Origin of the sequence: Rhodococcus sp. SMB37, assembly GCF_004345605.1 — a bacterium.
GTDB lineage: Bacteria > Actinomycetota > Actinomycetes > Mycobacteriales > Mycobacteriaceae > Rhodococcus.
Window position 1 is genome coordinate 328,166 of record NZ_SLVY01000004.1, and the last position, 24,993, is coordinate 353,158.

General features: G+C 67.3%; 24 protein-coding genes. 14 read left to right on the forward strand and 10 right to left on the reverse strand.

Annotated features, from left to right (window positions below; all coding sequences use genetic code 11):
- Positions 1–56 precede the first annotated feature (56 nt).
- Together EV641_RS09340 and tatB are read left to right on the forward strand one after the other, a co-directional pair.
- A complete protein-coding gene (locus EV641_RS09340; protein WP_132471658.1) occupies positions 57–1,553 on the forward strand; it encodes a trypsin-like peptidase domain-containing protein in 1,497 nt (498 codons plus the stop codon).
- Positions 1,554–1,621: 68 nt separating this feature from the next.
- A complete protein-coding gene (gene tatB / locus EV641_RS09345) occupies positions 1,622–2,047 on the forward strand; it encodes a Sec-independent protein translocase protein TatB (protein WP_054718755.1) in 426 nt (141 codons plus the stop codon).
- 78 nt (positions 2,048–2,125) lie between these two features.
- Here the strand turns inward: tatB and EV641_RS09350 are convergent, their stop codons facing one another.
- The 5 genes from EV641_RS09350 to EV641_RS09370 form a co-directional block, all read right to left on the reverse strand.
- Positions 2,126–3,259: an Mrp/NBP35 family ATP-binding protein gene (locus EV641_RS09350; RefSeq protein ID WP_054718757.1), complete on the reverse strand. Its 1,134-nt coding sequence runs from the start codon at positions 3,257–3,259 to the stop codon at positions 2,126–2,128.
- Between the two features lie 25 nt (positions 3,260–3,284).
- On the reverse strand, positions 3,285–4,166 hold the full coding sequence (locus EV641_RS09355; RefSeq protein ID WP_054718752.1) for a lytic murein transglycosylase: 882 nt from the start codon (positions 4,164–4,166) through the stop codon (positions 3,285–3,287).
- A gap of 296 nt (positions 4,167–4,462) precedes the next feature.
- Positions 4,463–5,377: a hypothetical protein gene (locus EV641_RS09360; protein ID WP_132471583.1), complete on the reverse strand. Its 915-nt coding sequence runs from the start codon at positions 5,375–5,377 to the stop codon at positions 4,463–4,465.
- A 103-nt stretch (positions 5,378–5,480) separates the two neighbouring features.
- Positions 5,481–6,002, reverse strand: a complete 522-nt coding sequence (locus EV641_RS09365) for a DUF1003 domain-containing protein (protein ID WP_054713651.1) — start codon at positions 6,000–6,002, stop codon at positions 5,481–5,483.
- Entirely contained in the window at positions 5,995–7,269 is a 1,275-nt protein-coding gene (locus tag EV641_RS09370) for a CBS domain-containing protein (RefSeq protein WP_054713650.1), read from the reverse strand. The genes EV641_RS09365 and EV641_RS09370 overlap by 8 nt, the downstream gene beginning before the upstream one ends.
- Before the next feature lie 58 nt (positions 7,270–7,327).
- On the opposite strand from EV641_RS09370, the gene EV641_RS09375 reads away from it, so the two are divergent.
- Positions 7,328–8,284, forward strand: coding sequence for a CoA ester lyase (locus EV641_RS09375; protein WP_132471584.1), 957 nt, complete (start codon positions 7,328–7,330; stop codon positions 8,282–8,284).
- A gap of 89 nt (positions 8,285–8,373) precedes the next feature.
- Entirely contained in the window at positions 8,374–8,859 is a 486-nt protein-coding gene (locus tag EV641_RS09380; RefSeq protein ID WP_054713641.1) for a general stress protein, read from the forward strand.
- A gap of 15 nt (positions 8,860–8,874) precedes the next feature.
- Here EV641_RS09380 and EV641_RS09385 read toward each other — a convergent pair whose 3' ends face one another.
- Positions 8,875–9,534, reverse strand: coding sequence for a response regulator transcription factor (locus EV641_RS09385; protein ID WP_054713640.1), 660 nt, complete (start codon positions 9,532–9,534; stop codon positions 8,875–8,877).
- Positions 9,525–10,799, reverse strand: coding sequence for a sensor histidine kinase (locus tag EV641_RS09390; RefSeq protein WP_199233194.1), 1,275 nt, complete (start codon positions 10,797–10,799; stop codon positions 9,525–9,527). The genes EV641_RS09385 and EV641_RS09390 overlap by 10 nt, the downstream gene beginning before the upstream one ends.
- A 224-nt stretch (positions 10,800–11,023) precedes the next feature.
- On the opposite strand from EV641_RS09390, the gene EV641_RS09395 reads away from it, so the two are divergent.
- From EV641_RS09395 to EV641_RS09410, 4 genes are read left to right on the forward strand one after another with little or no spacing between them, the layout of a single operon-like run.
- Complete coding sequence (locus EV641_RS09395) at positions 11,024–11,287, forward strand: hypothetical protein (RefSeq protein WP_132471585.1); 264 nt, start codon at positions 11,024–11,026, stop codon at positions 11,285–11,287.
- 44 nt (positions 11,288–11,331) lie between these two features.
- Positions 11,332–12,063 (forward strand): ABC transporter ATP-binding protein, encoded by a 732-nt coding sequence (locus EV641_RS09400; protein ID WP_132471586.1) that lies wholly within the window; start codon positions 11,332–11,334, stop codon positions 12,061–12,063.
- The gene (locus EV641_RS09405) at positions 12,060–14,549 is read left to right on the forward strand and encodes an ABC transporter permease (protein WP_132471587.1); all 2,490 of its coding nucleotides are present in this window, start codon (positions 12,060–12,062) and stop codon (positions 14,547–14,549) included. Before EV641_RS09400 ends, EV641_RS09405 begins: the two co-directional genes overlap by 4 nt.
- A 20-nt stretch (positions 14,550–14,569) precedes the next feature.
- Complete coding sequence (locus EV641_RS09410) at positions 14,570–15,424, forward strand: hypothetical protein (protein ID WP_132471588.1); 855 nt, start codon at positions 14,570–14,572, stop codon at positions 15,422–15,424.
- Here the strand turns inward: EV641_RS09410 and EV641_RS09415 are convergent.
- Positions 15,413–15,850 carry a protein-tyrosine phosphatase family protein gene (locus EV641_RS09415; protein ID WP_132471589.1) on the reverse strand — a complete coding sequence of 146 codons (438 nt, stop codon included), beginning with the start codon at positions 15,848–15,850 and terminating at the stop codon, positions 15,413–15,415. The genes EV641_RS09410 and EV641_RS09415 overlap by 12 nt on opposite strands.
- A 76-nt stretch (positions 15,851–15,926) precedes the next feature.
- Between EV641_RS09415 and EV641_RS09420 the strand changes: the two genes are divergently transcribed.
- The 3 genes from EV641_RS09420 to EV641_RS09430 all read left to right on the forward strand — a co-directional run bounded on the left by EV641_RS09420 (position 15,927) and on the right by EV641_RS09430 (position 18,991).
- Entirely contained in the window at positions 15,927–17,042 is a 1,116-nt protein-coding gene (locus EV641_RS09420; protein ID WP_132471590.1) for a winged helix DNA-binding domain-containing protein, read from the forward strand.
- A gap of 59 nt (positions 17,043–17,101) precedes the next feature.
- On the forward strand, positions 17,102–18,331 hold the full coding sequence (locus EV641_RS09425) for a GNAT family N-acetyltransferase (RefSeq protein WP_132471591.1): 1,230 nt from the start codon (positions 17,102–17,104) through the stop codon (positions 18,329–18,331).
- A gap of 66 nt (positions 18,332–18,397) precedes the next feature.
- Positions 18,398–18,991 carry a suppressor of fused domain protein gene (locus EV641_RS09430; RefSeq protein ID WP_132471592.1) on the forward strand — a complete coding sequence of 198 codons (594 nt, stop codon included), beginning with the start codon at positions 18,398–18,400 and terminating at the stop codon, positions 18,989–18,991.
- Positions 18,992–18,994: 3 nt separating this feature from the next.
- Here the strand turns inward: EV641_RS09430 and EV641_RS09435 are convergent, their stop codons facing one another.
- Together EV641_RS09435 and EV641_RS09440 are read right to left on the reverse strand one after the other, a co-directional pair.
- Positions 18,995–20,728 carry a hypothetical protein gene (locus EV641_RS09435; protein ID WP_199233199.1) on the reverse strand — a complete coding sequence of 578 codons (1,734 nt, stop codon included), beginning with the start codon at positions 20,726–20,728 and terminating at the stop codon, positions 18,995–18,997.
- A 59-nt stretch (positions 20,729–20,787) separates the two neighbouring features.
- Positions 20,788–21,858 (reverse strand): magnesium and cobalt transport protein CorA, encoded by a 1,071-nt coding sequence (locus EV641_RS09440; RefSeq protein WP_054717752.1) that lies wholly within the window; start codon positions 21,856–21,858, stop codon positions 20,788–20,790.
- A gap of 141 nt (positions 21,859–21,999) precedes the next feature.
- Between EV641_RS09440 and EV641_RS09445 the strand changes: the two genes are divergently transcribed.
- From EV641_RS09445 to EV641_RS09455, 3 genes are all read left to right on the forward strand, one after another.
- Positions 22,000–22,854: a PHP domain-containing protein gene (locus tag EV641_RS09445; protein WP_132471594.1), complete on the forward strand. Its 855-nt coding sequence runs from the start codon at positions 22,000–22,002 to the stop codon at positions 22,852–22,854.
- Complete coding sequence (locus tag EV641_RS09450) at positions 22,851–23,279, forward strand: hypothetical protein (protein ID WP_054717747.1); 429 nt, start codon at positions 22,851–22,853, stop codon at positions 23,277–23,279. Before EV641_RS09445 ends, EV641_RS09450 begins: the two co-directional genes overlap by 4 nt.
- A gap of 469 nt (positions 23,280–23,748) precedes the next feature.
- Complete coding sequence (locus EV641_RS09455) at positions 23,749–24,942, forward strand: NADP-dependent malic enzyme (protein ID WP_132471595.1); 1,194 nt, start codon at positions 23,749–23,751, stop codon at positions 24,940–24,942.
- Positions 24,943–24,993 lie beyond the last annotated feature (51 nt).

Sequence of the window (24,993 nt, forward strand, 5' to 3'; positions counted from 1 at the left end):
GTAACGGGCGAGGCGACATCGGGGTCGACGACAACGGGACTGCGTCCGCCGACGGTATGCCCGACGCCACTTCTGGCCGGCCCGACGGGTCGTCCGGGGTGATCGAACGACCCGCCGACGCGCCGCGCCTCGAACCACGACCCGTGTATCGACCCTCCGTCGATCCGAACGCCGCGCAGGTCTTCGGTCGCCCGGCCGGGGCCGTCGGTTCCTTCGGCGCGCCCGCACGAGACCGGACACCCGACCCACGGATCCAGCACGCACCTCCGGCCGACCCGATCTTCGCCGAGGCGTACGGACGCCCCGACGAGGCCGTCGATACTCTCCAGCGCCCGCCCGGCGCCACCGACGAGGAACCCGCCGAGACCACCGACCCCGATCCGTGGCGCGACCCGGACTCGGCTGTGCGACTCGGCCCGCCCGTCGCGGACACCGTCGACGAGGCACTCCCGCCGGCCCGCAAACTGGCGCTCCGAGAAGTGCTCTTCGACCGTCGCGTCGAACCGCGGGCACTCGCCACCCTCGCCGCCGTTGCCGTCGTCATAGGAATGGTCGGTGGGCTCGTCGTCGCCCTCCTGCTGTCAGAGGACGGATCGCTGACCAGTCGCGGTGTGTCGCTGACGCAGGTCGCGGCAGGCGAGGACGCCCCGACCGGCACTGTCGCGCAGGTTGCCGACGCCGTGCTCCCCGCGGTCGTATCGATCCAGGTCACGCTCGGCCAGGACGCCGGAACCGGGTCGGGTGTCGTGATCGACGGTGAGGGCTACATCGTCACCAACAACCACGTGGTGTCGATGGCCGCCAACAATCCCGAAGCCAACGTGCAGGTGTCGTTCAACGACGGTACGAAGGTGCCTGCCTCGATCGTCGGGCGCGACATCAAGACCGACCTTGCGATTCTGAAGGTCGAGGACGTCGACAATCTCGTCGTCGCCGAACTCGGCCGGTCGGAGGACGTCCAGGTCGGCGAGGACGTCGTCGCGATGGGGTCGCCGCTCGGACTGAACAAGACCGTCACCCGCGGCATCGTCAGTGCATTGCACCGGCCCATGCGGTTGAACGGGCAGGGTACCGACACCGACGCGGTCATCGATGCCGTGCAAACCGACGCGGCCATCAACCCGGGTAATTCGGGTGGACCGCTCATCGACTCGGAAGGTCGGGTGATCGGCATCAACTCGGCGATCAAGTCGGAGACCGGCGGATCCGTCGGCCTGGGCTTCGCGATCCCGATCGATACTGTTACCGAGGTTGCGCAGGCGCTCATCGGTGACGGCGTGATGCACCACCCCGAGATCGGTGTGAATGCACGAACTGTCGTCAACGACGTCGCCAGCGGCGCCGAGGTGGCGAATGTGCAGCAGGGCAGCCCGGCACAGCAGGCCGGGATCGTCGAGGGAGACGTGATCGTCAAGGTCGGCGACCGGGAGGTCACGAGCGCCGACGAACTCGTCGTCGCGGTTCATCTGCAGGAGATGGATCAGCCCGTCACCGTGCAGTTGGTACGCGAGGGGCGTCTGGTCGACCTGGAGGTCACCCCCGCATCCGATTGATCTGGATCGGGGAATGTGACATCCGCTGCGGGTACTGCAATTCTGTGCGGACCACGTAGTCTGGTGCGGTGTTCGGCAACATCGGTTGGGGCGAGTTCATGGTCCTCCTCATCGCGGCCCTCGTGGTCCTCGGTCCGGAGCGACTTCCGGGTGCGGTGTCGTGGGTGACCAAGTCCCTGCGTCAGGTGCGTGACTACGCATCGGGCGCCCGGCAGCAGCTCAAGGACGAACTCGGACCCGAGTTCGAGGATCTGCAGAAGCCCCTGTCCGATCTCAATCAGTTGCGTGGCATGACGCCGAGGGCCGTCATCACCAAGCATCTTCTCGACGGCGACGACTCGATCCTCACGGGCAACTTCGATTCGCCGTCGACACCGTCGGCCAACGGATCGGGTTCGTCACCGGGCGGCTCGACTCCTATTCCTCCGCGACCGAACATGTCGAAGCCCCTCGCTCCGGGCGAGATCCCACCGATCGATCCCGACGCGACGTAGAGTCCGCATCCCGGGCCTCTGATCGAGCGCAGGGCTCTCACGGCCCCTGGAGAGGGGCCGTGAGGCTTCGGAGACGGTTCACAGATGCCGGGTGGTGTCGATCCCCAGCGACATGCCGGCCAGACCACGGCGACGGACTGCGAGCTTGTCGGCGATCTCCCGCATCGCGATGCCCGGTGCTGAATCGGGTGCACTGAGGACGATCGGAGTACCCGCGTCGCCGGACTCACGGACGGCCGGGTCGAGGGGAATCTGTCCGAGCAGCGGCACCGTGGCTCCCACGGCGCGTGAGAGCCGTTCTGCGACAGCCTGCCCGCCACCGGTTCCGAAGACTTCCATCCTGGTGCCGTCGGGTAGTTCGAGCCACGACATGTTCTCGACGACGCCGGCGATGCGCTGACGGGTCTGCAACGCGATCGACCCGGCACGCTCGGCGACCTCTGCGGCTGCCTGTTGCGGGGTGGTCACCACGAGGATCTCCGCGTTGGGGATCAACTGTGCGACCGAGATCGCGACGTCGCCGGTGCCGGGCGGGAGGTCGAGCAGCAGCACGTCGAGATCGCCCCAGAACACATCGGCGAGGAACTGCTGCAGCGCCCGGTGGAGCATCGGGCCGCGCCACACCACCGGAGTGTTTCCTTCGGTGAACTGGGCGATGGAGATCATCTTCACTTCATGCGCGACAGGTGGCATGATCATCCGCTCCACCTGGGTGGGCTTGGCGGACGTGCCCAGCATGCGGGGAATCGAGTGGCCGTAGATATCGGCGTCGAGCACACCCACTGACAGCCCGCGGTCGGCCAGCGCAGCAGCGAGGTTGACGGTCACGGACGATTTGCCGACGCCGCCCTTGCCGGAGGCCACCGCGTAGACGCGGGTGAGTGAACCGGGTTGCGCGAACGGGATGACGGGTTCGGCGGAATCGCCGCGAAGGGACTTGCGCAGGGCGGTCCGCTGCTCGTCGTTCATCACGTCGAGCGTCACCCGGATCTCACCCACGCCTGCGACGTCGGCTACGGCTTTGGTGACGCGATCGGTGATCTCGGTGCGCATCGGGCACCCGGCCGTCGTGAGATACACCTCGATGTCGACACTGCTGTCGTCGCGGATGTCGACGCTCTTGACCATTCCGAGGTCCGTGATGGGCTTGCGGATCTCCGGATCCTGGACCCGTGCGAGCGCGCTTCGGATTTCGGACTCAAGGACTGCCATGGTGACCATGGTAGGTGGCGGTGGGTCAGTGGATACGCGGCAGGTCGGCTGCGCTGGGCGTGATGCCGGTGGAGTAGGCGGCGGACCAGGCGAGGACGTTCGCGACGTACGCCATCGAGTTGTTGTAACGGTGGATGGCCTTGGTCGAGTGCGCGAGGTTGCGCATGTCGAGGCCGCCGTCGCACAGGTACCGCGCGGTGGTCAGCGTCGAGTCGTACAGGTTCTGGGGATCGGACTTGCCGTCGCCGTTGCCGTCGCCCGCGTACTGGTTCCACGTGCTGGGGATGAACTGCATCGGTCCGACGGCCCGGTCGTACACGGTGTCGCCATCGAGAGCGCCGCCGTCGGTGTCGTAGATCACGGCCTGTCCGGGGAGGCTGCCGTTGAGCGGCAGACCGATCACGGGCTCGTTCAGGTTTCCGTTCTCGTCGGCCTGGCCGCCGTTGGCATGGCCGGACTCGACGCGGCCGATTCCGGCCAGCAGTGTCCAGTACATGCCGCAGCCGGGGTTCTCCTCGTTGAGGATCCGTTCGGCGTTGATGTAGGCGTCGAAGTTGATACCGGGGATTCCGAGGGGGCCTTCGTTCAGAACCTTGGGCTCGGGTTCTGGTTCGGGCGCAGCCTTCGGTGCGGGCGTGGCTGCGGGCTCCGGCGCGATCATGACGTTCTGGGCGACAGCGATGGCCTGCGGGATGTCGACGGAGTTCACGGCTGCGGTGATGTCGTCGATCGGTGTCGCGGCCGCTGCGGGCTCGGCTTCCTGCTGATGGATTCCGAGTAGGGTGCGCGGCGATGCGCCCGCGGTGGTGGCGGCTGCGGCGACCAAGCCCACCGGCACCAACCCCGTCATGGCGATGACGGAATTGCGTCGGATCTTCGAATCCAATGGCTTCGCGTGCCGGCCCACTACTACCTCCCTCGGGCACCCATTCGAGATGCCTCCGTTATATGGCCGGGCCGACACTACAGGATTCGATGCGCTTCCGTTACTCAACCGTGATGTAACGAAGGTTTACGGATATCCGCGTGCGGCGTCATCGCCGGTGACGGCGGATATCGAAAACCCACGGTCGGGGAGCTGTAGGGCGATCGACTCGTCGCAAGCGGGGGGGAATTGCCGTTACAACGGTGTGATTTTAGTAACAGTGATGCTAGTGGAGATGTCCGACTCTGCGCACAGGCGGGAGTATGCCGGGTCGGATATCACTGCCCGCAGAGGGTGGGGACGAGGCACGGAATGTCCGGTAGTTCCGGAATCGTCATCATGGGCAACTCCGGGTCGATATCCCCGGAGGCCGGCTCTTCGGTCGTGTTCTGTTCGGCCGGCGCAGCCGCGTCAGCGGTGGGAATCGGGACGGCGGCAGGAGTGGGGACGGTGGTCGGTGGCACAGCCGGTACCGCCGGGGCGACCTCTGCGCCCTTCTTGTAGGCCGCAGACCACGTGCGCACATTCGCCAGGTACTCGGGGGAGGAATCGAACATGGCGGCCACCCGGGCCTCACCGGCCTCGTCTCGCGCGGATGCGCCGTCCGCGCATGCCCACGCGCCCGCTGCGAGGGTCGCATCGAACACGTTCTGCGGGTCCGTCACGCCGTCCACGTTCCCGTCCGAGGGGAATCGCTCCCACGCGCCGGCCGGGAGCTGCATCGGGCCGACGCGGCCGTCGGGTGTGGTCCTCGGTGTAGTGAGGGTGCCGAGGACGTCCGTGTGCCCGTTGTCGGCGTGGTTCGATTCGAGGCGTCCGATCGCCGCCAGTAGGTGCCACGGCAGTCCGCATTCCGGCGAGTTGATCGCAAGCTGCATCTCTGCCGCGCGGTACGCGTAGAACACGAGCTCCGGGATTGCGAGGGGGCCGTCGCCGAGAATTGCGAATCCGTCACCGGGCATCGCCGGCGGCGCCTGGGAGAGCGGATCGGCCGGATCTTCGGTGGCTGCGGACGGACTGCGCATCGCCTGCGGTGCTGCGGGCTCGGCGGGCAGGATGCCCACTTCCCGTACGGCGGCGGTCTGTGCGGGTACGGGATCGGCGGACGCGCCGCTCGGTGCGGGCGCCGACGCTGTCGCGGCAAATCCTGCTGCCGCGAGCAACGGAACAACCAGAGTCGTCTGCCAGCGCACCCGAACACCCACCTTTGACCGAACCGACGCCATCATCGTTGTGACGCACATTACAGAACGGGGCCCGGTTATGTGCAACCGGTCGTTGCGGTATCGGGCGTCTTCAGCGTCGCGGTGGTCTCGCCTGACCGTTGCCGGTGTCGTCGCCGCTGTCGGCTTCGGTGATCAATGCCTTCAGGTCTTCGAGTTCTCGTCGCAGATAGTCGCGTGTCGCGACCTCACCGACGGCGAGTCGCAACGCTGCAAGCTCACGTGCGAGGAACTCGGTGTCGGCCTTCGTCTGTTCGGCGCGTGTCCGGTCTTCCTCGAGCGACACCCGGTCGCGGTTCTCCTGACGGTTCTGGGCGAGCAGGATCAGCGGTGCCGCGTAGGCCGCCTGCGTCGAGAACGCCAGATTGAGCAGGATGAACGGATACGGATCCCACTGCAGGCCTATCGCGGTGATGTTGAGCGCGATCCAGACGATCACCACGATCGTTTGGATCGCGAGGTAGCGGCCGGTACCGAGGAAACGGGCGATCCGCTCGCTGACCCGGCCGACGGCTTCGACATCGAAATTTACCCGCAAGCGGGAGGTCCGGGGAGTCTCGAGGCGCTGTGTACCCAGGAGATTGCGGTCACTCATCCTCTTCCTCCTCTTCACGCCAGTCCTCGGGCAACAGATGGTCGAGCACGTCGTCGACACTCACCGCACCGAGCATGTGCTGCTCGTCGTCCACGACCGGAGCGCACACCAGGTTGTACGTCGCGAAGTACCTGGTGACCGAAGCCAAGGAGTCCTCGGGATCGAGTCGGGGGAGATCGTTGTCGATGATGCCGCCGACGAGGCTCGCCGGCGGTTCGCGAAGCAATCGTTGCAGATGAACGCACCCCAGATATCGGCCGGTCGGTGTCGCGGTCGGCGGCCGGACCACGAACACCATCGATGCCAGGGCGGGGGTGAGATCCGGATTGCGCGCTCGGGCGAGAGCCTCCGCCACCGTGGTCGCGGGAGTGAGCACCACCGGCTCCGGGGTCATCAGGCCACCCGCAGTGTCGGGGGAGTGTTCGAGCAGGCGTCGAACCGGTTCGGAATCCTCCGGGTCCATTCGTTGGAGGAACCACTCGGCGTCGGTCTCGGGCAGTTCGCCGAGCAGGTCTGCGACGTCGTCAGGGTCCATCGCCTCGAGGACATCGACGGCACGGTCGACCTCGAGGTGCTTGAGCAGATCGGTCTGATCGTCCGAGGGCAGCTCCTGCACGATGTCGGCGAGTCGTTCGTCGTCGAGCGCAGCGGCCACCTCGTTGCGTCGCTTGACCGGGAGATCCCGCAGTACGTTGGCGACGTCGGCGGGACGCATGTCCTCGAACTGCAGGAGCAGCTGCGACACGCCCTGCCCCGGCAGCGACAACGCCTGTTGCGTCAGGCCGTGTACGTGCTGCCACTCCACGACGTGCACGGGGGCGCGACGCGCGAGCCGTCCGCGATGTCGTCGCACCGCGACACGCGAGACCAGCCAATCCCGGCTGCGGGTGAGGTCGATCCCGAGATCGACGACGGTGAGGTCCGCCCCATGGAGATCGGAGAGCTCAGGATCATCGATCCGCACGCGGGAATCCAGTACCTGCGCCAGGGCAAGCACCTCGGAGGGGCGCTGAGTGAACCTGCGCAGACTGACGTTGCCCGTGACGAGAGTGACCGAGCCCGGCTCGATCGCCGTCACCCTCAGCATTGGAACGAAGATCCTTTTTCTCGTCGGAAGCTCCACGACCAGACCGAGTACACGCGGCGGCTGGCGGCCTATTCGTATGGTGAGCACGACGTCGCGGACACGACCGATCGATTCGCCGTCGGGGCCGAGCACGACCAGGCCGGCCAGCCTCGCTGCGAATACCTTGCTCACTGCTGCCATGATTGCCAGGCTAGAGGCTGCCAATGTCGATCACGGAACACGGAGGTTCGGTCACCCCATGTCGTTCTCATTCAGGCCCCGACGGTCGGTTCTCGCGGTTCCGGGGAGTAGCCGCAAGATGATCGACAAGGCGAAGGGCCTCCCGGCCGATGCGCTCTTCCTCGATCTCGAGGACGCCGTGTCGCCGCTCGCCAAGGAGCAGGCACGCACGACCATCGTCGAGGCACTGAACGAGGACGGTTGGGGCGACCAGCTGAAGGTCGTGCGGGTCAACGACTGGACCACCGACGCCACCTATCGCGATGTGGCCGCCGTCGTCGGCGGCGCGGGTGCGCACCTCGACGCGATCCTGCTGCCCAAGGTGCCGGACGCGAGCCACGTCAAGGCGCTCGATCTGCTGCTCACCCAGGTAGAGAAGGCGCATGGACTCGAGGTCGGGCGGATCGGGATCGAACCGCAGATCGAGGATGCCCTGGGGCTGACGAACATCAACGAGATCGCGACGGCCGGCCCGCGCGTCCAGACCCTCGTCTTCGGCCCCGCCGATTTCATGGCCAGCATCAACATGCGCACGCTGGTGGTGGGGGAGCAGCCCGAGGGGTACGACCGCGGCGATGCCTACCACCACATCCTCATGACGATCCTCATGGCCGCGCGCGCACACGGCCTCCAGGCCATCGACGGCCCTTACCTGCAGATCCGGGACGTCGAGGCGTTCCGCCGGTCGGCGCAGCGCTCGGCGGCACTCGGATTCGACGGAAAGTGGGTGCTGCACCCCAGCCAGATCGATGCCGCCAACGAGGTGTTCAGTCCGCGGCAGGACGATTACGACAAGGCAGAGATGATCCTCGACGCCTACGAGTGGCACACCTCCGCAGCGGGTGGAGCGCGCGGTGCCGCGATGCTCGGTGACGAGATGATCGACGAAGCGAGCCGCAAGATGGCCCTCGTGATCTCCGCCAAGGGCCGTGCCGCGGGAATGGCCCGGACCACGTCGTTCGAACCGCCGAAGTAGCCGTCGCCCCGAGCTGACGCCGTGCGCCATCGGCGACGCCAGGGGAATCCCGGCAGAATGGACGCGGACGGAAACGAGAAGGAGCCACAATGACGAATCCCATGGGTGCAGGACGTCCGGCGCCGGGACTCCCGGAACCGCCGAGCGGATGGCCTGTCGGTTCGTACTCGACATATGCAGAAGCGCAGCGCGCTGTCGACCACCTCTCCGATCAGAACTTCTCGGTCGAGGACGTCACGATCGTCGGTGTCGACCTGATGCAGGTCGAGCGTGTCACGGGTCGGCTGACGTGGGCGAAGGTGATCGGCGGCGGCATCGTCTCCGGTGCGTGGCTCGGCCTGTTCTTCGGTCTGCTGCTCGGGATCTTCTCCACCGACTTCCTGGGCCCGCTCATCGTGGGTCTCGTCGGCGGCATCATCTTCGGGTTGATCTCGGCGACGATCCCGTACGCGGCCACACGCGGGCAGCGCGACTTCTCGTCGACGATGCAGCTGGTTGCCGGTCGCTACGATGTGCTGTGCCAGCCGCGCAGCGCCGAGACGGCACGCGACCTGCTCGCGAAGCTGGCTTTGTAGGCGCCCACACCCGATTCAGCCGGTTCGCTGCGTGGCTTCGAGGTGCCGGAGCACCGCGACGACCCGTCGGTCGGAGTCGTCACCGGCCTGCAGGTCGAGCTTGGCGAAGATGTTCCGGATGTGTTTGTGCACGGCGTTTTCGGTGATGACCAGCCGAGTCGCTATTGCGCTGTTTCCCAGCCCCTCGGCCATCAATGCCAGTACCTCCCGCTCCCGGGCGGTCAGGTCGGACAGCCGGTGGGCGGCACGCTCTCGCGCGAAGAGCTGGGCCACCACTTCGGGATCGATCGCGGTGCCGCCATCCGCGACACGGTGCAGGGCTTCGAGGAAGGTGTGGACCCGCCCGACCCGTTCCTTGAGCAGATACCCGGTGCGATGGGAGCCGCCCGCGAGCAGTGCGGTGGCGAAACTCTGCTCCACGTAGGCCGAGAGCACCAGAATCGCGAGTTCGGGATGCGACGCCCGGGCTGCGACGGCCGCCCGAATGCCCTCGTCGGTGTGGGTCGGTGGCATGCGGACGTCGACGATGGCGACGTCGGGGTGATGGTGTTCCACGACTTCCAGCAACGCGTCGGGTTCGCCCACCGCGGCGACCACATCGAGTCCCTCGCCGCGCAACAACAGCACGAGCCCTTCCCGGAGCAGCGCGTCGTCCTCGGCCACCACTATCCGCACGGGATCACCACCTCCACGATCGTCGGCCCGCCGGCGGGGCTGTGCACCTGCAGTGTCCCGTCGTGGGCCTCGACACGTCCCCGGATTCCGGCCAGCCCGGATCCGTGCCCGACGACGGCGCCGCCGGAACCGTTGTCCTCCACCTCGATCACGAGTTCGTCGCCTCGCTGCCGCACTCGCACCTCCGCTCGCTGTGCCCCACTGTGCCGGGTGACATTGGTGAGCGCCTCCGCCACCGTGTAATAGGCGATGGCTTCGATGGCCACGGGACATCGCGACATCACGCGTGCGTCGACACGGGTCTCCACCGGGCACTGCGCCGCCAGCGCAGACAAGGCTCCCGACAGGCCATCGGATTCGAGGACGGGCGGCAGGATGCCGCGCACCACCGAGCGCAGTTCCGCCAAGGCCGCCTCGACGCTCTGTTGGGCGCGCTCGAGCAAGGGGTCGGCAGTGGACGGGTCGCGGGCCAGCGCCTGGCGGGCCGCTCCGGTGAGTACGGCGACGGTCACGAGCCGATTCTGCGCGCCGTCGTGCAGCGCCCGCTCGATCCGGCGCAACTCCACGGCGTGTGCGTCGAGAGCGGCCGCTCGTGTTGCGGTGAGCTCCGCGATGCGTTCGGACAGGTCGACGTCCGGGTGCGGGGCCAACAAGCGGATGCCGGGGGCGACCTGTGCCCGGAGCAGCAATGGGGGCAACGCGAACCACAGGATCGCCCAGCAGAGACCGGTGACGATTGCCCAGCGTGCACCGGCCCATGAGTCGACGGTGACAAAGCCACCGAGGATGGTCGCGCCACCCGACGGCACCGAGTTCCACCACAGCGGAGCGCTGAGCTCCTCCACCGCATTCGAGAGCAGTTCCAACGGCAGCAGGCCGACGACGAGCCCGAATGTCGCGTGGATGCACATCCATGCGATGTCTCGTCGGGGTCCGGGATCGGAGCGCAGGAACCGCCAGGCCTCTCGCCACTCGGTGGGAACGCGGTTGTACGGCGACGGAACAGCAGTTCCGATCGCGGCGAGTCGTCGTCGTTCCAGATCTGCGATCCACCGGACACCGGACAGCGCCGGCGCGAGCAGAAGCACTCCGACACCCACCAGGCACAGCGCTGCAACCAGGATCAGAGCAATCACGCCCAGAAGCGCCAGCGTTGCGGTTCCGGCTCCGAGCACCAGCCATTTCGTCGCGACGGCTGTCTTCGTCACCGCGGCAACTGCATTCGCGCGCAGCGCAGTTCGTCGGGTGTCGCTGACGGCAGTCACGGGTCCTCCTCGGATCCTCGCGTGGAGGCAGTGGGTGTGCCGACGGTATGCCCTGCGTGCCCGTGCCGTCCATACGAGTGCGTCGACAGGGACGAACAGTACAGCCTGCTGTACCGGAAGCCGGTAGCTGTCGGGATGTCGGGATGACGTGACTGCTCATAGCGTCGAGACCAGTGGACGTACAACCGCGCCGCGCAGCGGCCTCGACTCCTGGAGGAGACATCGTGGACGACCCGTACGGCATCCGACCGAACCAAGGATCCGGAACACCCCAACCACTCTCGGCAGCCGACATTCGACCGGGCGGGGAACCTCGTGAGCGGGCGACGGGGACGCTGTGGGTCGCACTCGCGGTCTGCGTCGGCCTGAACGCCGTGTTCTCGATCCTCAAGCCCGACGATGTGCTGTTCTCGCTGGTGTTCGGGATCCCCGCAGTCCTCTGTCTCGTGATGCTGGTGGCGCGCTACCTGGGGCGGCGACGTTCGTGAACACTGGCGTAGCGCACACCGGGTCCAGCCTCGAGGGAAAATCCGTGACGGCTGCGATCCGGTTGGAGCAGGTGACCAAAATCCATCGGCCCAAGGGCGATAGAGGAGGCGCCCCCGCACTCGACGACGTGAGCCTGACCGTCCCGCGCGGCGCATTCCTTGCCGTCATGGGTCGATCCGGTTCCGGGAAGAGCACGTTACTGCACTGCGCGGCCGGACTCGATGCGCCGACACGCGGCAGGGTGTGGATCGGAGACACGGAGATCGGCCGGCTGCGGGAGACCGCCCGAACACGGCTTCGGCGTGAACGGGTGGGATTCGTGTTCCAGGCCTACAACCTGATCCCGTCCCTGACTCTCGAAGAGAACATCACCCTTCCTCTTCGCTTGGCCGAGACACCCGGCGACGAAACGTGGCTCGGAGCCATCGTCGACCGGGTCGGTCTGGGCGACTTCCTGTCTCGCAAACCCGGAGAACTCTCCGGCGGACAGCAACAGCGGGTCGCGGTGGCGCGCGCACTCGCGACCCGCCCCGACGTCGTCTTCGCCGACGAACCGACGGGCGCGCTGGACCCGGCCACCGGCGATCAGATCCTTTCCCTCCTGGATGATCTCGTGCGCGACCTCGGGCAGACCGTCGTGATGGTCACGCACGACCCGTCGGCTGCAGCCCGAGCACACGATGTCGTGGTGATGGAAGGTGGCCGCATCGTTCAGGTCCTGCACAGCCCCGACGCACCTCTGTTGACCGCCGTGCTCGGAGGACGAGCCCGATGACGGTGCGATTGCCTGTCCGGGTCGGTGAAGTGCTCGCGGTGGTGTGTGCGGTGGCGGCGGGCGCGGCGCTGGTCACGTTCTGTCTCATCATGGCCGAGTCGGGACTTCGTTCGCAGGTCCCCACGGATCGGTTCGCCGGTGTCGACATGGTCGTCGGCGGCGACCAGAGTGTCCCGCAGGACGAAGACTTCGATCCGGTACTGCCCGAGCAGGCCGGGGTCCCGTCGGATCTCGCCCACGAGGTGTCGGAGATACCGGGGGTGCGTGCGGTTGCGACAGATCTGAGCTTTCCGGCTGTGGTCACCGACGGTCGCGGTGGGGTGCTGTCGGTGGAGTCGGTCCGAGACAACGGACACGGATGGAGCTCTCTACTCGGAACAATCGACCTGACCGGTGACGCACCGAGGGGTCCCGCCGACGTCGTGCTGACCGCGGATGCGGCTGCCCCGGCGGGTGTCTCGGTCGGCGACCAGGTCGAGGTACTGCTCCGGGGACAGGCCCGGGACATGCGGGTCACCGGTGTCGCAGATCTCCCGGGCGGTGGCGTATTCGTCAGCGACTCCTCGGCGCGGGAACTCTCCCGGAAGCCGGCGGACACCGCAGATCTCCTCACCGTCGCGTTCGACGACGACGCGGATGCGGCCGCGGTCACCGACCGCGTCGAGGAACTCGTCGCGGGACGAGGTTTCGTGGTAGCGACGGGCGCTGACATCGGCCGAGTCGAGCGGCCGGCGGCGGCCTCCGGGACGCGCATGCTGACGGCCGCGGCGTTCTCCGTCGGGGGAGTGGTCGTAGTCCTCGTCGGATTCATCACCGCGGGAGCGGTTTCCGTCGGGGTGGCCAACCGGTCACGGGAAATCGCATTGCTCCGTGCTGTGGGGGCGACGCCGCGACAGATCCGGTCGATGACGGCGCAACAGACGACCCGTGCGGCCTTCGGGGCCGTGATCGTCGGCGTCATCGGCGGCCATCTGTTGTCTGCGGCGGCCACGCAGTCGTTGGTCTCGGTGGGAATGCTGGCGACCGGGCAGTCGCTGAGTTGGAGTCCCGGTCCGGCGCTGGGTGCCGGGCTGCTGATGCTGGGCATGGTTCAGGTGGCGGCGCGCGCGGGATCGTTACGTATCTCCCGGATGTCGGGCGCCGAGGCGATCGTCGAGACCGAGGCCGAACCTCGCGGCGGCGGTCCGGGTCGGACCCGGGTGGGGTTCGTGGTGCTGGCGCTCTCGGCCGGATCCGCCCTCGTCCCCCTCGGCATCCGAAGCGAGGAAGCCCTCATCGGTACGGCGTCGGGAACGCTGCTGGCGAGCATCGGTGTGTCGCTGATCGCCCCCGCGATGGTGAGGCGTATCTGCGGGTGGATCGCGCCAAGGACCGGTTCTGCGAGCAGGTGGCTCGCCGTGCGTAACTCGGGCAGCCATGCGCTGCGGACCGGTGGTGCCGTCAGTGTCCTCGCACTCGCGGTCGGACTGCTGACCACACAGATCTTCGCCGGGACCACTGCGAGCGCCACGATGGATCACGAGGTGAGGGAAGGCGCAGTCGCCGATGTGGTCGTGTCCGCACCCGCCGCGGGCGGAGTGTCGTCGTCGGCGCTCGCGGCGATCGAGCGCGCGCCCTCGTCGACCGCGGCCGTCGCTATGATCCGGTCCACCGTGATACGTCCGTTTCAGCAGGACGGCGGACCACGTGCCGAGGAGTATCCGATGCTCGCTGTCGGTCCCGGCGTCGGACGAGCACTCGATCTCGGGGTCACCGACGGCGACCTGACGCACCTCACCGGTGATTCCGTTGCAATGGATTCCGCTGCTGCCAGGCTTGCCGGGGTCGATGTCGGCGACACCCTGCCGCTGATCCTGTCGGATGGGACGGAGGTGGAGCCGACGGTGGTCGCGACATACGCGCGCGGCTTCGGTTTCGGCAAGATCGTCGCGGCGTCGGACCTACTCCCGGACGGTTCGTCCGGGCCCTACGACGAGGTGCTCGTCGCCGGAGACCACGCGCGGATCACCACCGAACTCGCGCCGCTTCTCACGGACTCGCCCGGCATGCAGATCGACGATGCCCGCACGGCCCTGACGGGACCGTCCGCGCAGGATCCTTCACGCGTGCTCAACATCGCCGTGTCCCTCGCCCTGATGGGGTACATCCTGCTCGGTGTCGCCAACCGTCTCGTGGCGAGCACACTCCGCCGTCGACGGGAGTGGCAACTGCTGCGGGCCGTCGGGGCAACCCCGCGCCAACTCCGCACGATGGCGTGGTCCGAAACCCTGCTGGTCTGCCTCATTGCAACGGTCATCGGACTGGTGATCTCCCTCGGCCCGATGACGATGCTGGCCATCGGTTTCGTCGGGAAACCCTGGCCCCAGGGCCCGTTGTGGACCGTGGTGGCGACGGTGTTCGTCACCTGTGTGGTCGCGCACCTGGCGACGACGATGCCAGCGCGCCATCTGCTGCGAGGATCGGGCGTCCCTGTGCCGGCGGGGTGATCCGCCACTAGTCTCGACACATGCCCACGCTCGATTCGGTGGCGGACTCCCTGTACGGCCTGGACCCCGGGGGGTTCATCGCCGCGCGCACCGAGTACGCGGCGCAGGCCCGCGAGTCGGGTGATCGCGAGCTCACCGCTGCGATCGGCCGGCTCCGCAAACCGACGGTTGCCGCATGGCTGGTGAACCTGCTGGCACGTGAGCGGGTCGACGAACTCGGTGTCCTCCTCGAACTCGGCGACGCCCTGCGTACCGCGCAGCGAACCCTGTCCGGCCAGGACCTGCGCACACTGTCGGCCCAACGACGGCAAGTGATCTCCGCCCTCGAGAAGGACGTCGCCGAACTCGCCTCCGAACGGGGGAGAAACGTCAGCGAGAGCGCGCTGCGGGAGGTCGCACAGACCCTCAACGCCGCTCTTGCGGACCCGGCGATCGCCGACCGTGTGCGCGCGGGGCGGCTCGACGCGATCATCGAACCGAGTGGCATCGGCGACCTCGGCGGGTTCGGAGACCTGTCGTCGGCGCCGCTGAGCGTGGTTCCCGAGCGCACGGACGCACGATACGAGCGCACTGCCGGACGAGCGGATCGCGCCGCAGAGCGAGCCGAACTGAATGAGGCGACCGCCGTGGCAGAGGGTGCGCGCCGTGCGGTCGAGCATGCGCGCACCACCGCGACGGAAGCAGATGAGGAACTCGCCCGCCACGAGGCGGAGGTCGCGGCACTGCAGGAGAAACTGCTCCACGCCGAACAACAACGCAAGTTCGCACGTCGCGCGGTCGCGGCGGCGAAGAAGGACGTCACCGCTGCGGAACGCGAGGCAGCCGCAGCCGAAGCCGCCGTGGTGCGGCTCGAGAGGCGTCATTCACCCGAGTGACGGGAACCGTGCGACGAAGCGGCGTTGCCACGGGGTTTCGACCGCGCGCGGGTGGTAATGGCGGCGGACGAATGCGACTGCTTCCTTCGCCGGAACGCCGTCGAGTACCGCGAGGCACGCAAGTGCGGTTCCGGTGCGCCCCCGCCCACCCGTGCAGGCGACTTCCACCCGTTGCCGTCCTGCACGGACCCACGCCTCGTACAGGGTGTCGTATGCGTCCTGGGAGTCGGACGGCACCCGGAAGTCGGGCCAACGGACCCAGCGCGAATCCCAGTCGATGGCGACCAGCGGACGCCCCTGGAGGTAGACACCGAATTCGGGTAGTGGGATTTCGGGTAGGGGGGCACGCAACGAGCGACCACGAACGAGCCGCCCCGACGGGAGCTGCAGCACGCCGGGGGAGGCGATGTCCCATTCCTCTTGCACGGTGGAAACCTACCTGTGCTCGTGTGGTCGACCTGTCTCACACGCTTCGTGTCGGTGGTGTGTGTCAAGGTGCACTGTGGCTACCGGCACTCTGACCGATCGGGCGCTCGGGCGCGCGACCCTTGCTCGTCAGCATCTGCTGCGTCGGAGCGACACGGATCCGCTGGCCATGATCGAGCATCTACTGGGGCTGCAGGCCCAGGCCCCGACCCCGCCCTACTACGCACTGTGGACTCGTCTCCGCGGCTTCCGCCCCGAGTCGCTGTCGGCGCTTCTCGAGTCCCGACGTGTGGTGCGGATCGTGCTGATGCGCGGCACCGTGTTCGCGGTGTCCGCGGCCGACGCACACGCACTGCGTCCATGGGTGCAACCGCTGCTCGACAACGACCTCGACGCCAACCCGATCCACGGCGCCGGCCTGCGCGGCGTCGATCGGACGGCCCTCGCGTCGCTTGCGCGAGAGCTGCTGTCCGACACCCCGCGAACCCAGGCTGAGCTCCGGCCGCTGCTGGCTGATCATTTCCCCGGTCAGGACCCTGCAGCGCTCGCACACGGTGTGCGGTGCCTGCTTCCGCTGGTGCAGGTCACGCCGCGCGGGTTATGGGGGCGCTCGGGGCAGCCGCGTCTCGCACCCCTGGACGTATGGGCCGGCCCGCCGGAATCGGACCTCCCGAGCCCGGACCGACTCGTTCTGCGATACCTCGCGGCGTTCGGCCCCGCGAGCGTTCGCGACGTGCAGGCATGGTGCGGCCTGACCAGGTTGTCGGAGATCGTCGATCGGCTGCGCCCGCAACTCGCGACCTTCCGCGACGAGCGTGGGATCGAACTGTTCGATCTGCCCGACGCCCCGCGCCCCGACCCGTCCACCCCCGCACCGGTGCGGATCCTCGCTCCGTTCGACAATGCGCTGCTCTCGCACGCCGATCGCCGACGGTTCATTTCGGACGAACACCGTGCCCGCACGATGACGAAGAACGGAATCATCGCTCCTCTGGTGCTCGTCGGCGGTCGAGTCGCCGGAGCCGCGAAGCTGACCATCGGCGGCACATCCGCGGTGCTGGAAGTCACGCCGTGGCGCTCGCTGACGTCATCGAACCGGTCGGCGATCGAGACCGAAGGGATGAAGCTGGTGAGGTTCGCCGCCCCGGCGGCAGGCGACCACGATGTACGGCTCGGTACCGACTCTGCGTGAGAGGGCCGACCAGCCATGAATCGAGGCCCCAGGGTCGGGCGTATGAGAGTGTCGGGCGTATGAGTGAACACCCTGACGTCGCGATCCGAGTACTCGAATCCGAGGAGGAGTTGCGGCAGGCGATGGCGCTGTTCCGCACGGCCATGGTCGGTCTCCCCTCCGGGCCGGACTATCCCGAGGGACGCATGGGCGACTACCTCGAGAAGGGCCGCACCGTCGGCGCATTCATCGACGGCGCACTCGTCGGAACCGTCGATGCGACGTCGGGGTTCCTGGTGCTGCCGGGCGGCGAGCGCGTCACCCACGCCGCTGTCACCCACATCGGGGTGCTCCCCACCCACACACGTCGCGGTGTGGTCACGTCGCTGGTGCATCGGCAGTTGCGCGACGCCCGCGACCGTGGCGACGTCGTCGCCACGCTCCGGGCCTCCGAGGCCACGATCTACGGACGATTCGGCTACGGCATCGCGTCGACGTCGACGACCCTCGAAGTCGAGCGACGCCGCGCGGTGCTGCACCCGGGTGTGCCCGAGGGCGGTCCGGTCAGCTTCGCGGAGCTTCCCGAATCCTGGGATCTGTTGGAGCGCATCTATTCCGAGTATGTGGCGCATCGTCCGGGGCGCATCGAGCGCACCTCGTTCTGGTGGGCTTCGCAGCGCTTCCGTTTCTCGGCCACGAACGGACCCTCGTACGTCGCAGTGCACGGCGGCGCAGGAGCCGAGGACGGGTTCGTCCGGTATCGCCCGGAGAACACCGGGGCATGGTTCGGAGGGCGCGACCGGACCATCGTCGTGAGTGACTTCTTCGCTCCCACCGCGGAAGCGCACGCGGGACTCGTCCGTTTTCTGCTGAACCTCGACCTCGTCGACCGGATCGTCTTCGATGCGGTGCCCGCGGATGATCCACTGCCGTGGATGCTGGCGGACCACCGCGCAGCGAATGTTCGTTCGGTATCGGACGAGACCTGGTTGCGGATCCTCGACGTGCCCCGCGCACTCGAAGCACGCTCGTTCGTGGGCGCCGGGAGGGTCCGGGTTGCGGTGACCGACACTCTCTTCGCGGAGAACACCGGGGTCTTCGAGGTCTCCGCCGATGGTGTATCGACCTCGACCGAACCTGCGCAGCTCGAATTCGGAGTCGCCGAACTCGGATCGGTGTTGCTCGGCGGGGTGGGGTGCCACGAGCTGGCGGCGGCGGGACGGATCACGGTGCACGACCGGGCAGCGCTTCCGGTCGCCGAGGCGCTGTTCGCGTGGCCGCTGGCACCGTTCGCGGGAACCATGTTCTGAGGGGTGTGCTCGCAGCTCCCGCTGCCGCCCCGGCATCGGATCCCTCGGGAGCGATAGATTGCAGAGGTGACCGAAGCCGTTCTCACCGCAGTCCATGCCCACCTCGCTGCGAATCTGTCCGACGCGACCGGATCGGCGCCCGAATCGGCGTCGGTGACGTTCCTCGGTCTCGAGCCGATCGAGATTCTGCGGTTCCACGCGAGCGATGACCTCACCCGATTCGCGACGCTGGGTTGTTCGCGTCATCCGATGGGCGACCCCACCACCATCGTCGCCGACCCGACCCGCGGTCCACGAGCCGAACTCGTGTTGAGCCTGCGCAGGGCGGAAGGGCTCACAGCCGGTGTGCACCGCAGCCTGGCGGTGCTGGCGGCGCTCCCGGCCGTGGAGGGAGTGGTACTCACCGACGATGCACTCCTCGATCTCGGTGAGCCACTGTGGGAGGGTGCGCCGTTCACCGCGGTGCTTCTCGAAGCGAGTGACGTGCCCGAGTTGGAGTTGCCCGAGCCCGCCGATCCGGTGCGGTTCTTCGAAGCGGTTCCGATCACGGCGAACGAGGCGGCGTGGAAGCGACTGCGCGGCGCCGATGCCCTCCGCGAGGCATGGGTGGAGGCAGGCATCGATGTCCGAGATCCCGAGCGTGGCGCTGCTCGCATGTGACGGTCAGCTCGGGACTACGACACCCATGGATCCGCCGCCGATGCACACGTTCAGGCCCGGTGTCGCCGACTCGACCTGCAGCGCAGCGCCGCCGCCGGGGATTCGCACGTAGACCGAGCCGAGTCCTTCGGTGACGGGCACGGAGACACTGGGACGACCGGGGAATCCGAGATCGATCGCACCGTCGTCGGCGGCCATGTAGTGGAGCTCCACAGTCCACTCCCAGTCGCCGGCAGGCTCGTTCAAGAGCAGTGGTGTCACCACATCGTCGGCCACCGCGTACCCGCACTCGGGCACCGGACCGGGGAGGACGCCGCGCAGCGGCATGAGTTCGGCGGGCACCAGTGCGCCGCGATCGTCGAGGACACGCAGCGCGGTGGTGTGGTCGCTGATGTCGGAGCGTCCGGGCAACGAGGAGAAGACCGACCCGACGAGATTGTGCGGGTACGTGACGGGCAGGAGGACCCACACCGACACCGGGTGGTCGAGGACCGGATCCTGCGGGTGTTCGGTGAGTGCAGCTTTCGCGGTCGCGAGGTATTCGCCGGTGGGGTTGTCGGTCCAGCTGCGGGCGAACGTGACGGTCGACCACGCCGAGCTCACGAGGAACGCGACCGCGCAGGCGAGGGCGACCGCACGCGACCGCAGCCCCCATGTTCTGCGTTCGGCGCTGCGGAGGATGAGTGCAGCGGCCACCGCGACGATCACGGACGAGTCAGCGAAGTAGCGCAGGGTCTGCGCCAACTCGTATGTCGTCTCGGGACCGAACCGTGTGCTGATCATGGCCACGAGAGAGGCGCACACGTACGCGGTCGCCGCGATCCACACCCACCCGGTCCGGGTCCGGCACCGCAGGCTCCACACCAGCGCACCCGCGACAGCGACCCACGCGGCGACTACGAGGACCATCGGTGGGTCGGCCCATGGCGGACTCGGATTCCAGCGGTCCCATTGCCACGGCCCACCGAGCAGCGACGGCGCGAGACCGTACGACAGGCCGTGGTGGGTCAGTCCTGCCACCATCGACCAGGGCGGCACACCGAACCGCGATGCGACGACGGTGGTGTACCACGCGGCCCAGACCGCCAGCACGACTCCGGATCCGAGCCACAGGGGGCGTGCTCGCTGCCACGCGACACGGACCGGCCGCACAACACCGTCGACGCGATACAACAGCGCGACCGTCGCGAACGCGACCAGAGGTACGAGGATCGACTTCTCGAAGAACGCCAATGCGCAGAGGGCGACGACGACGCCGGACACGGCATGACGTCGCCGGCCCGTCCGCGCGAGCTGCAGGGCGTCACCGGCCACCCAAGCGAGTGCAGCCTGCATGGGGAGTGAGTTGAGGCCGGCAGCCCACCATGCGAACGCGGGCAGCGTCAACGGCGAGAACAGGTAGAACAGCAGGGGGCCCCACAACACCCGACGCGGTCCGAGTATCAGCCACAACAGACGTAACACCGCGAGAGACGCCAGCAGCTGGGCCACGACGAGAGTCATTGCGGCAGGCCACCATTGCATCGGTGCGAGCCACGTGCCCAGCGATGCGACCGCGAACGCCCCGGGCATCAGGTGACCGTCGTGGTCGTAGTTCAACAGTTCCGGTGACGACAGCGGGTAGGTCCCCGCGCGACCGATCAGAATGAGGTCGTCCCAATAGAATTCGCCCCGGAATGCGAGGACGCCGCGGATCGCCACCTGTAGTGCGATGAGCGCGAGTGCGACGACCGGCACCGAACGCGTACCCGGGCGCGAACCGGATGAACCAGGTTCGCGTTCGAGAAGTGCAGTGCTCACAGCCACTTGTTGTGGCGGAACAGGACGAACAGCACCGTCACGATCAGGGCGATGATGCCGACCACCACGTAATAGGAGTACTCCCAGTGCAACTCCGGCATGTGGTCGAAGTTCATGCCGTACACACCCGCGATCATCGTGGGCACCGCCGCAATGGCGACCCACGCGGAGATTCGGCGCATATCGGTGTTCTGCTGAACCGTGACCTTGGCGATCGCGGCGTCGAGCAGAGTGCTCAGCGTTTCGTCGAAGGTCGCGATGCGGTCGGACACCGTCGTGTGATGGTCGGCGACATCGCGGAAGTAACGCCGAATGTCCTTGGGGATCGGATTGCCGGGTGAGCGGATCAGTCGTTGGAGCGGCTCCGCGAGTGGCACCACCGCCCGGCGAAGCTGGACGATCTCGCGTTTGAGGAGATAGATCTGCTCGACCGCAATCCTGGTGTCGGGGGTGAAGACGAACTCCTCGAGATCATCGACGTCCGGTTCCACCGCGGTGGTGACCGCAAGATACGTGTCGACGACATGATCTGCGATCGCATGCAGCACCGCTGCAGGCCCGAGACCGAGTTGCTCCGGGTCGGCTTCGAGGTGGGCGCGTACTGCCGACAGTTCCGAATGATCGCCGTGACGCACGCTGATGATGAAGTCGGGGCCGGTGAACAGGAGGACCTCCCCGGTTTCGACGATGTCGTTGGTGGTGGTCACCGATTCGTGCTCGACATAGGTCACGGTGCGCAGAACCAGGAACAGCAGATCGTCGTAGCGCTCGAGTTTCGGGCGCTGATGGGCGTGTACCGCGTCCTCGACCATCAGTTCGTGCAGATCGAACGTGCGGGCCACGCTCGTCATCTGGTGTTCGTCCGGTTGGTGGAGGCCGAGCCAGACGAAGCCCTCGCCGCGTCGGCGAACCTCCGCGAGGGCGGCGGCGTGGGCGTACCGGCCGGGGAGTCGCTTGCCGTCGATGTAGATCGCGCAGTCGACCACCGCACGTTCGGCGGGGACGTGGATCGTCGGTATGTCCGTTGTCGTGCGGCGTCCCGGACGCGGCAGGGAGGGATTCGGCAACGGGTTCCCTTCCGTGTCGAGGTGCCTTCGGCACGTTCCGAGGTGTCATCGGCACGTGCCCGTAGGGTGCTTTCGGCATGAGTCGAAGGCGCTGTCCGGTCGCTGGACCATCGTAGTCGCTGCACCTGACACACTTGTGTGGTGCGCATCGATCTTCACTCCCATTCGGCCGCCTCCGACGGTACGGACACCCCCACCGGGTTGGTCCGGAATGCGGCGGCCGCGGGCCTCGACGTGGTGGCCCTGACAGACCACGACACCACAGCGGGATGGGACGAGGCTGTGGGTGCTCTACCCTCCGGCCTGCGGTTGGTCCGGGGAATGGAGATGTCGTGCACCGGTCGCGGCGAGGACGGCGATCCCGTCGCGGTGCACCTGCTGGCATATCTGTTCGATCCCACGGATCAGGTGTTCGTCGACGAACTCGAGCGATTGCGCGGTGAGCGCGTGTCGCGGCTGCGAGTGATGGCGGAACGCATGGCGGCGGACGGGCTGCCCATCGACGCGGATCATGTTCTGGAGCAGGCGGGACCGGCGGCCGGTCGCCCGCATCTGGCGCGCGCCCTCGTCGAGGCCGGCGTCGTGTCGACGATCGGAGATGCCTTCACCGAGCTGTTGGCGCCGCGGGGCCGCTACTACATCGACAAGAGCGACACTCCGCTGGCCGAGGCGGTGAAGATGGTGACGGCGGCCGGTGGCGTCGCGGTCGTCGCACATGCCCGGGCGAGATCTCGCGGGCGGTTACTGGCGCTCGACCAGATCGAGGAGCTCGCCGAGAGCGGTCTCGGCGGTGTCGAGGCCGACCATCCCGACCACAGCGACGCGGATGCTCGGCTGATGAAAGACCTGGCGTCGAATCTGGGACTGTTCGTCACGGGTTCGTCCGACTATCACGGCGACAACAAGTCGGTCGGGCTCGGCCGGTTCACGACCGATCGCGACGCGTTCGAGGACCTGCTCGATCGTGCGCACGGTGCCGAGGTGGTCGAGGGATGAGGTCGCGGGGCCCGCGTCGCGACGACGCACATCAGAATGAAATCTACCGGGACAGTAACTATTACGACGATAAGTACTACGCAGACGAGTACTACTCGGGAGAGTATTACGGCGACGGTGCGCGCTACGGAACTCCTCCCGGGCGGGCGGGCATCGTGGTGAGGGCGGCACGCGTCGTCTCGGGGATCGTGACCGGCGCTGTCCTGGTGCTCATGATCGTTGTGTGCGGTGCCCACTATCTCGGGGGAGATGGCAGTTTTCCCGGTCCGGGGACCACGTCGGTGGTGGCGCACGTCGTGGCGGCGGTCGTCGCGGTGGTGGCGCAGGTGATCGCGGACCGTCGGAGAGGGCCGATTTCCGTCATTGCCGCAATTGTGGTGGTTTTCACTGCATCGATTCTGTTGGTCACCCAGTGGTGGGGTTGAGGACGTGAAATCTTCGCGCTACTCGCCGGTAGCTCGGGCGTAACCCCAGGAGTCGCTGAGGAATCACCGAAAAATAGGCGGTCGCAGTTGCAAACTCACAGGTAGGGAGTGCAAATCGGTGAGAACCTTCGCAACCAACACCGATTTGATGTTTGGTCTGTGAAGGTGGCAAACTTCTGTGTGGTTCGAGGTGGTGCTACCGCCCCGCTTCGGGCAGAAGATGGCAGGTCCTGCTGAAGGGCCGCCGCCAGGGCCACCCTCCTAGGCGCCATCACGCTCCGGAAGTCGTACAGCGTTGTACAGCGGCAATCGTGATCGCGCCCGGAAGCTTCACCGAACCCGTCCTTGGCGAAGCTGCTGCAACTACATAGACGGTCGATGCACACTGGTGCATACCAATGATGTTCTGTTGCAGTTACTTCGCAGTAACCGGGACCCGACTGGTCTCGGAACACGCAGGAGTGTCATCGTGTCAATTGTGTCCGACGCACAAACCCCTCAGAAGCTCGCGTTGACGGACGACGAGATCTTCGGCAGCCACGTCGACGGCAAGCTCTCCGTCGAACTCACCTCGCCGCTGGACACCCAGCGCGACCTGTCCATCGCATACACCCCGGGCGTTGCCCAGGTCAGCCGCGCGATCGCGGCCGACGCGACGCTCGCCGAGCGTTACACCTGGACCAACCGTCTCGTGGTTGTCGTGTCCGACGGCACCGCCGTGCTCGGCCTCGGCGACATCGGCCCGCGTGCCTCCCTTCCGGTCATGGAGGGCAAGGCCGCACTGTTCAAGAAGTTCGCCGGGCTCAACTCCATCCCGCTCGTCCTCGACACCAAGGACCCCGACGAAATCGTCGAGACCATCGTCCGGTTGCGTCCGAGCTTCGGCGCCGTCAACCTCGAGGACATCTCCGCTCCGCGTTGCTTCGAGATCGAGAAGCGTCTGATCGAGGCACTCGATTGCCCGGTCATGCACGACGACCAGCACGGCACGGCCATCGTCCTCCTCGCGGCGCTCAAGGGCGCAGTGAAGGTGCAGGGCCGCGACATCACGAAGCTGCGGGTCGTCATCTCCGGCGCCGGCGCAGCTGGTGTGGCGTGCGCAAACATCCTGCTCGCCGCAGGAATCGAGGATGTCACGGTGCTCGATTCGAAGGGCATCATCTCGCACGAGCGCACAGACCTGTCGGGCGTGAAGACCGATCTGGCCGACCGTACCAACCCGGCCGGTCGCCACGGCGGAATCGTCGAGGCGCTCGACGGTGCCGATGTGTTCGTCGGTGTGTCGGCGGGCACCGTGCCGGAGGAGATCGTCGCGACGATGTCCGACGACGCGATCGTGTTCGCGCTGTCGAACCCGGATCCCGAGATCCACCCCGACGTCGCCTCCAAGCACGTGGCGATCGTCGCGACGGGACGCAGCGACTTCCCGAACCAGATCAACAACGTGCTCGCCTTCCCCGGTGTGTTCAAGGGTGCGCTCGACGCAGGCGCCCGCCGCATCACCGAGGGCATGAAACTCGCCGCCGCCGAGGCCATCCTCTCGGTCGTCGGTGATGAGTTGGCTGTGGACAAGATCGTTCCGAGCCCGCTCGATCCGCGTGTCGCGCCCGCTGTTGCAGAGGCCGTTGCGGCCGCTGCAAGGGCAGAAGGTGTCGCCGACTGACGTGATCGCACCGTGCGCCCCGGCTCGAACCCGCACCAAGGTTCGGACTGG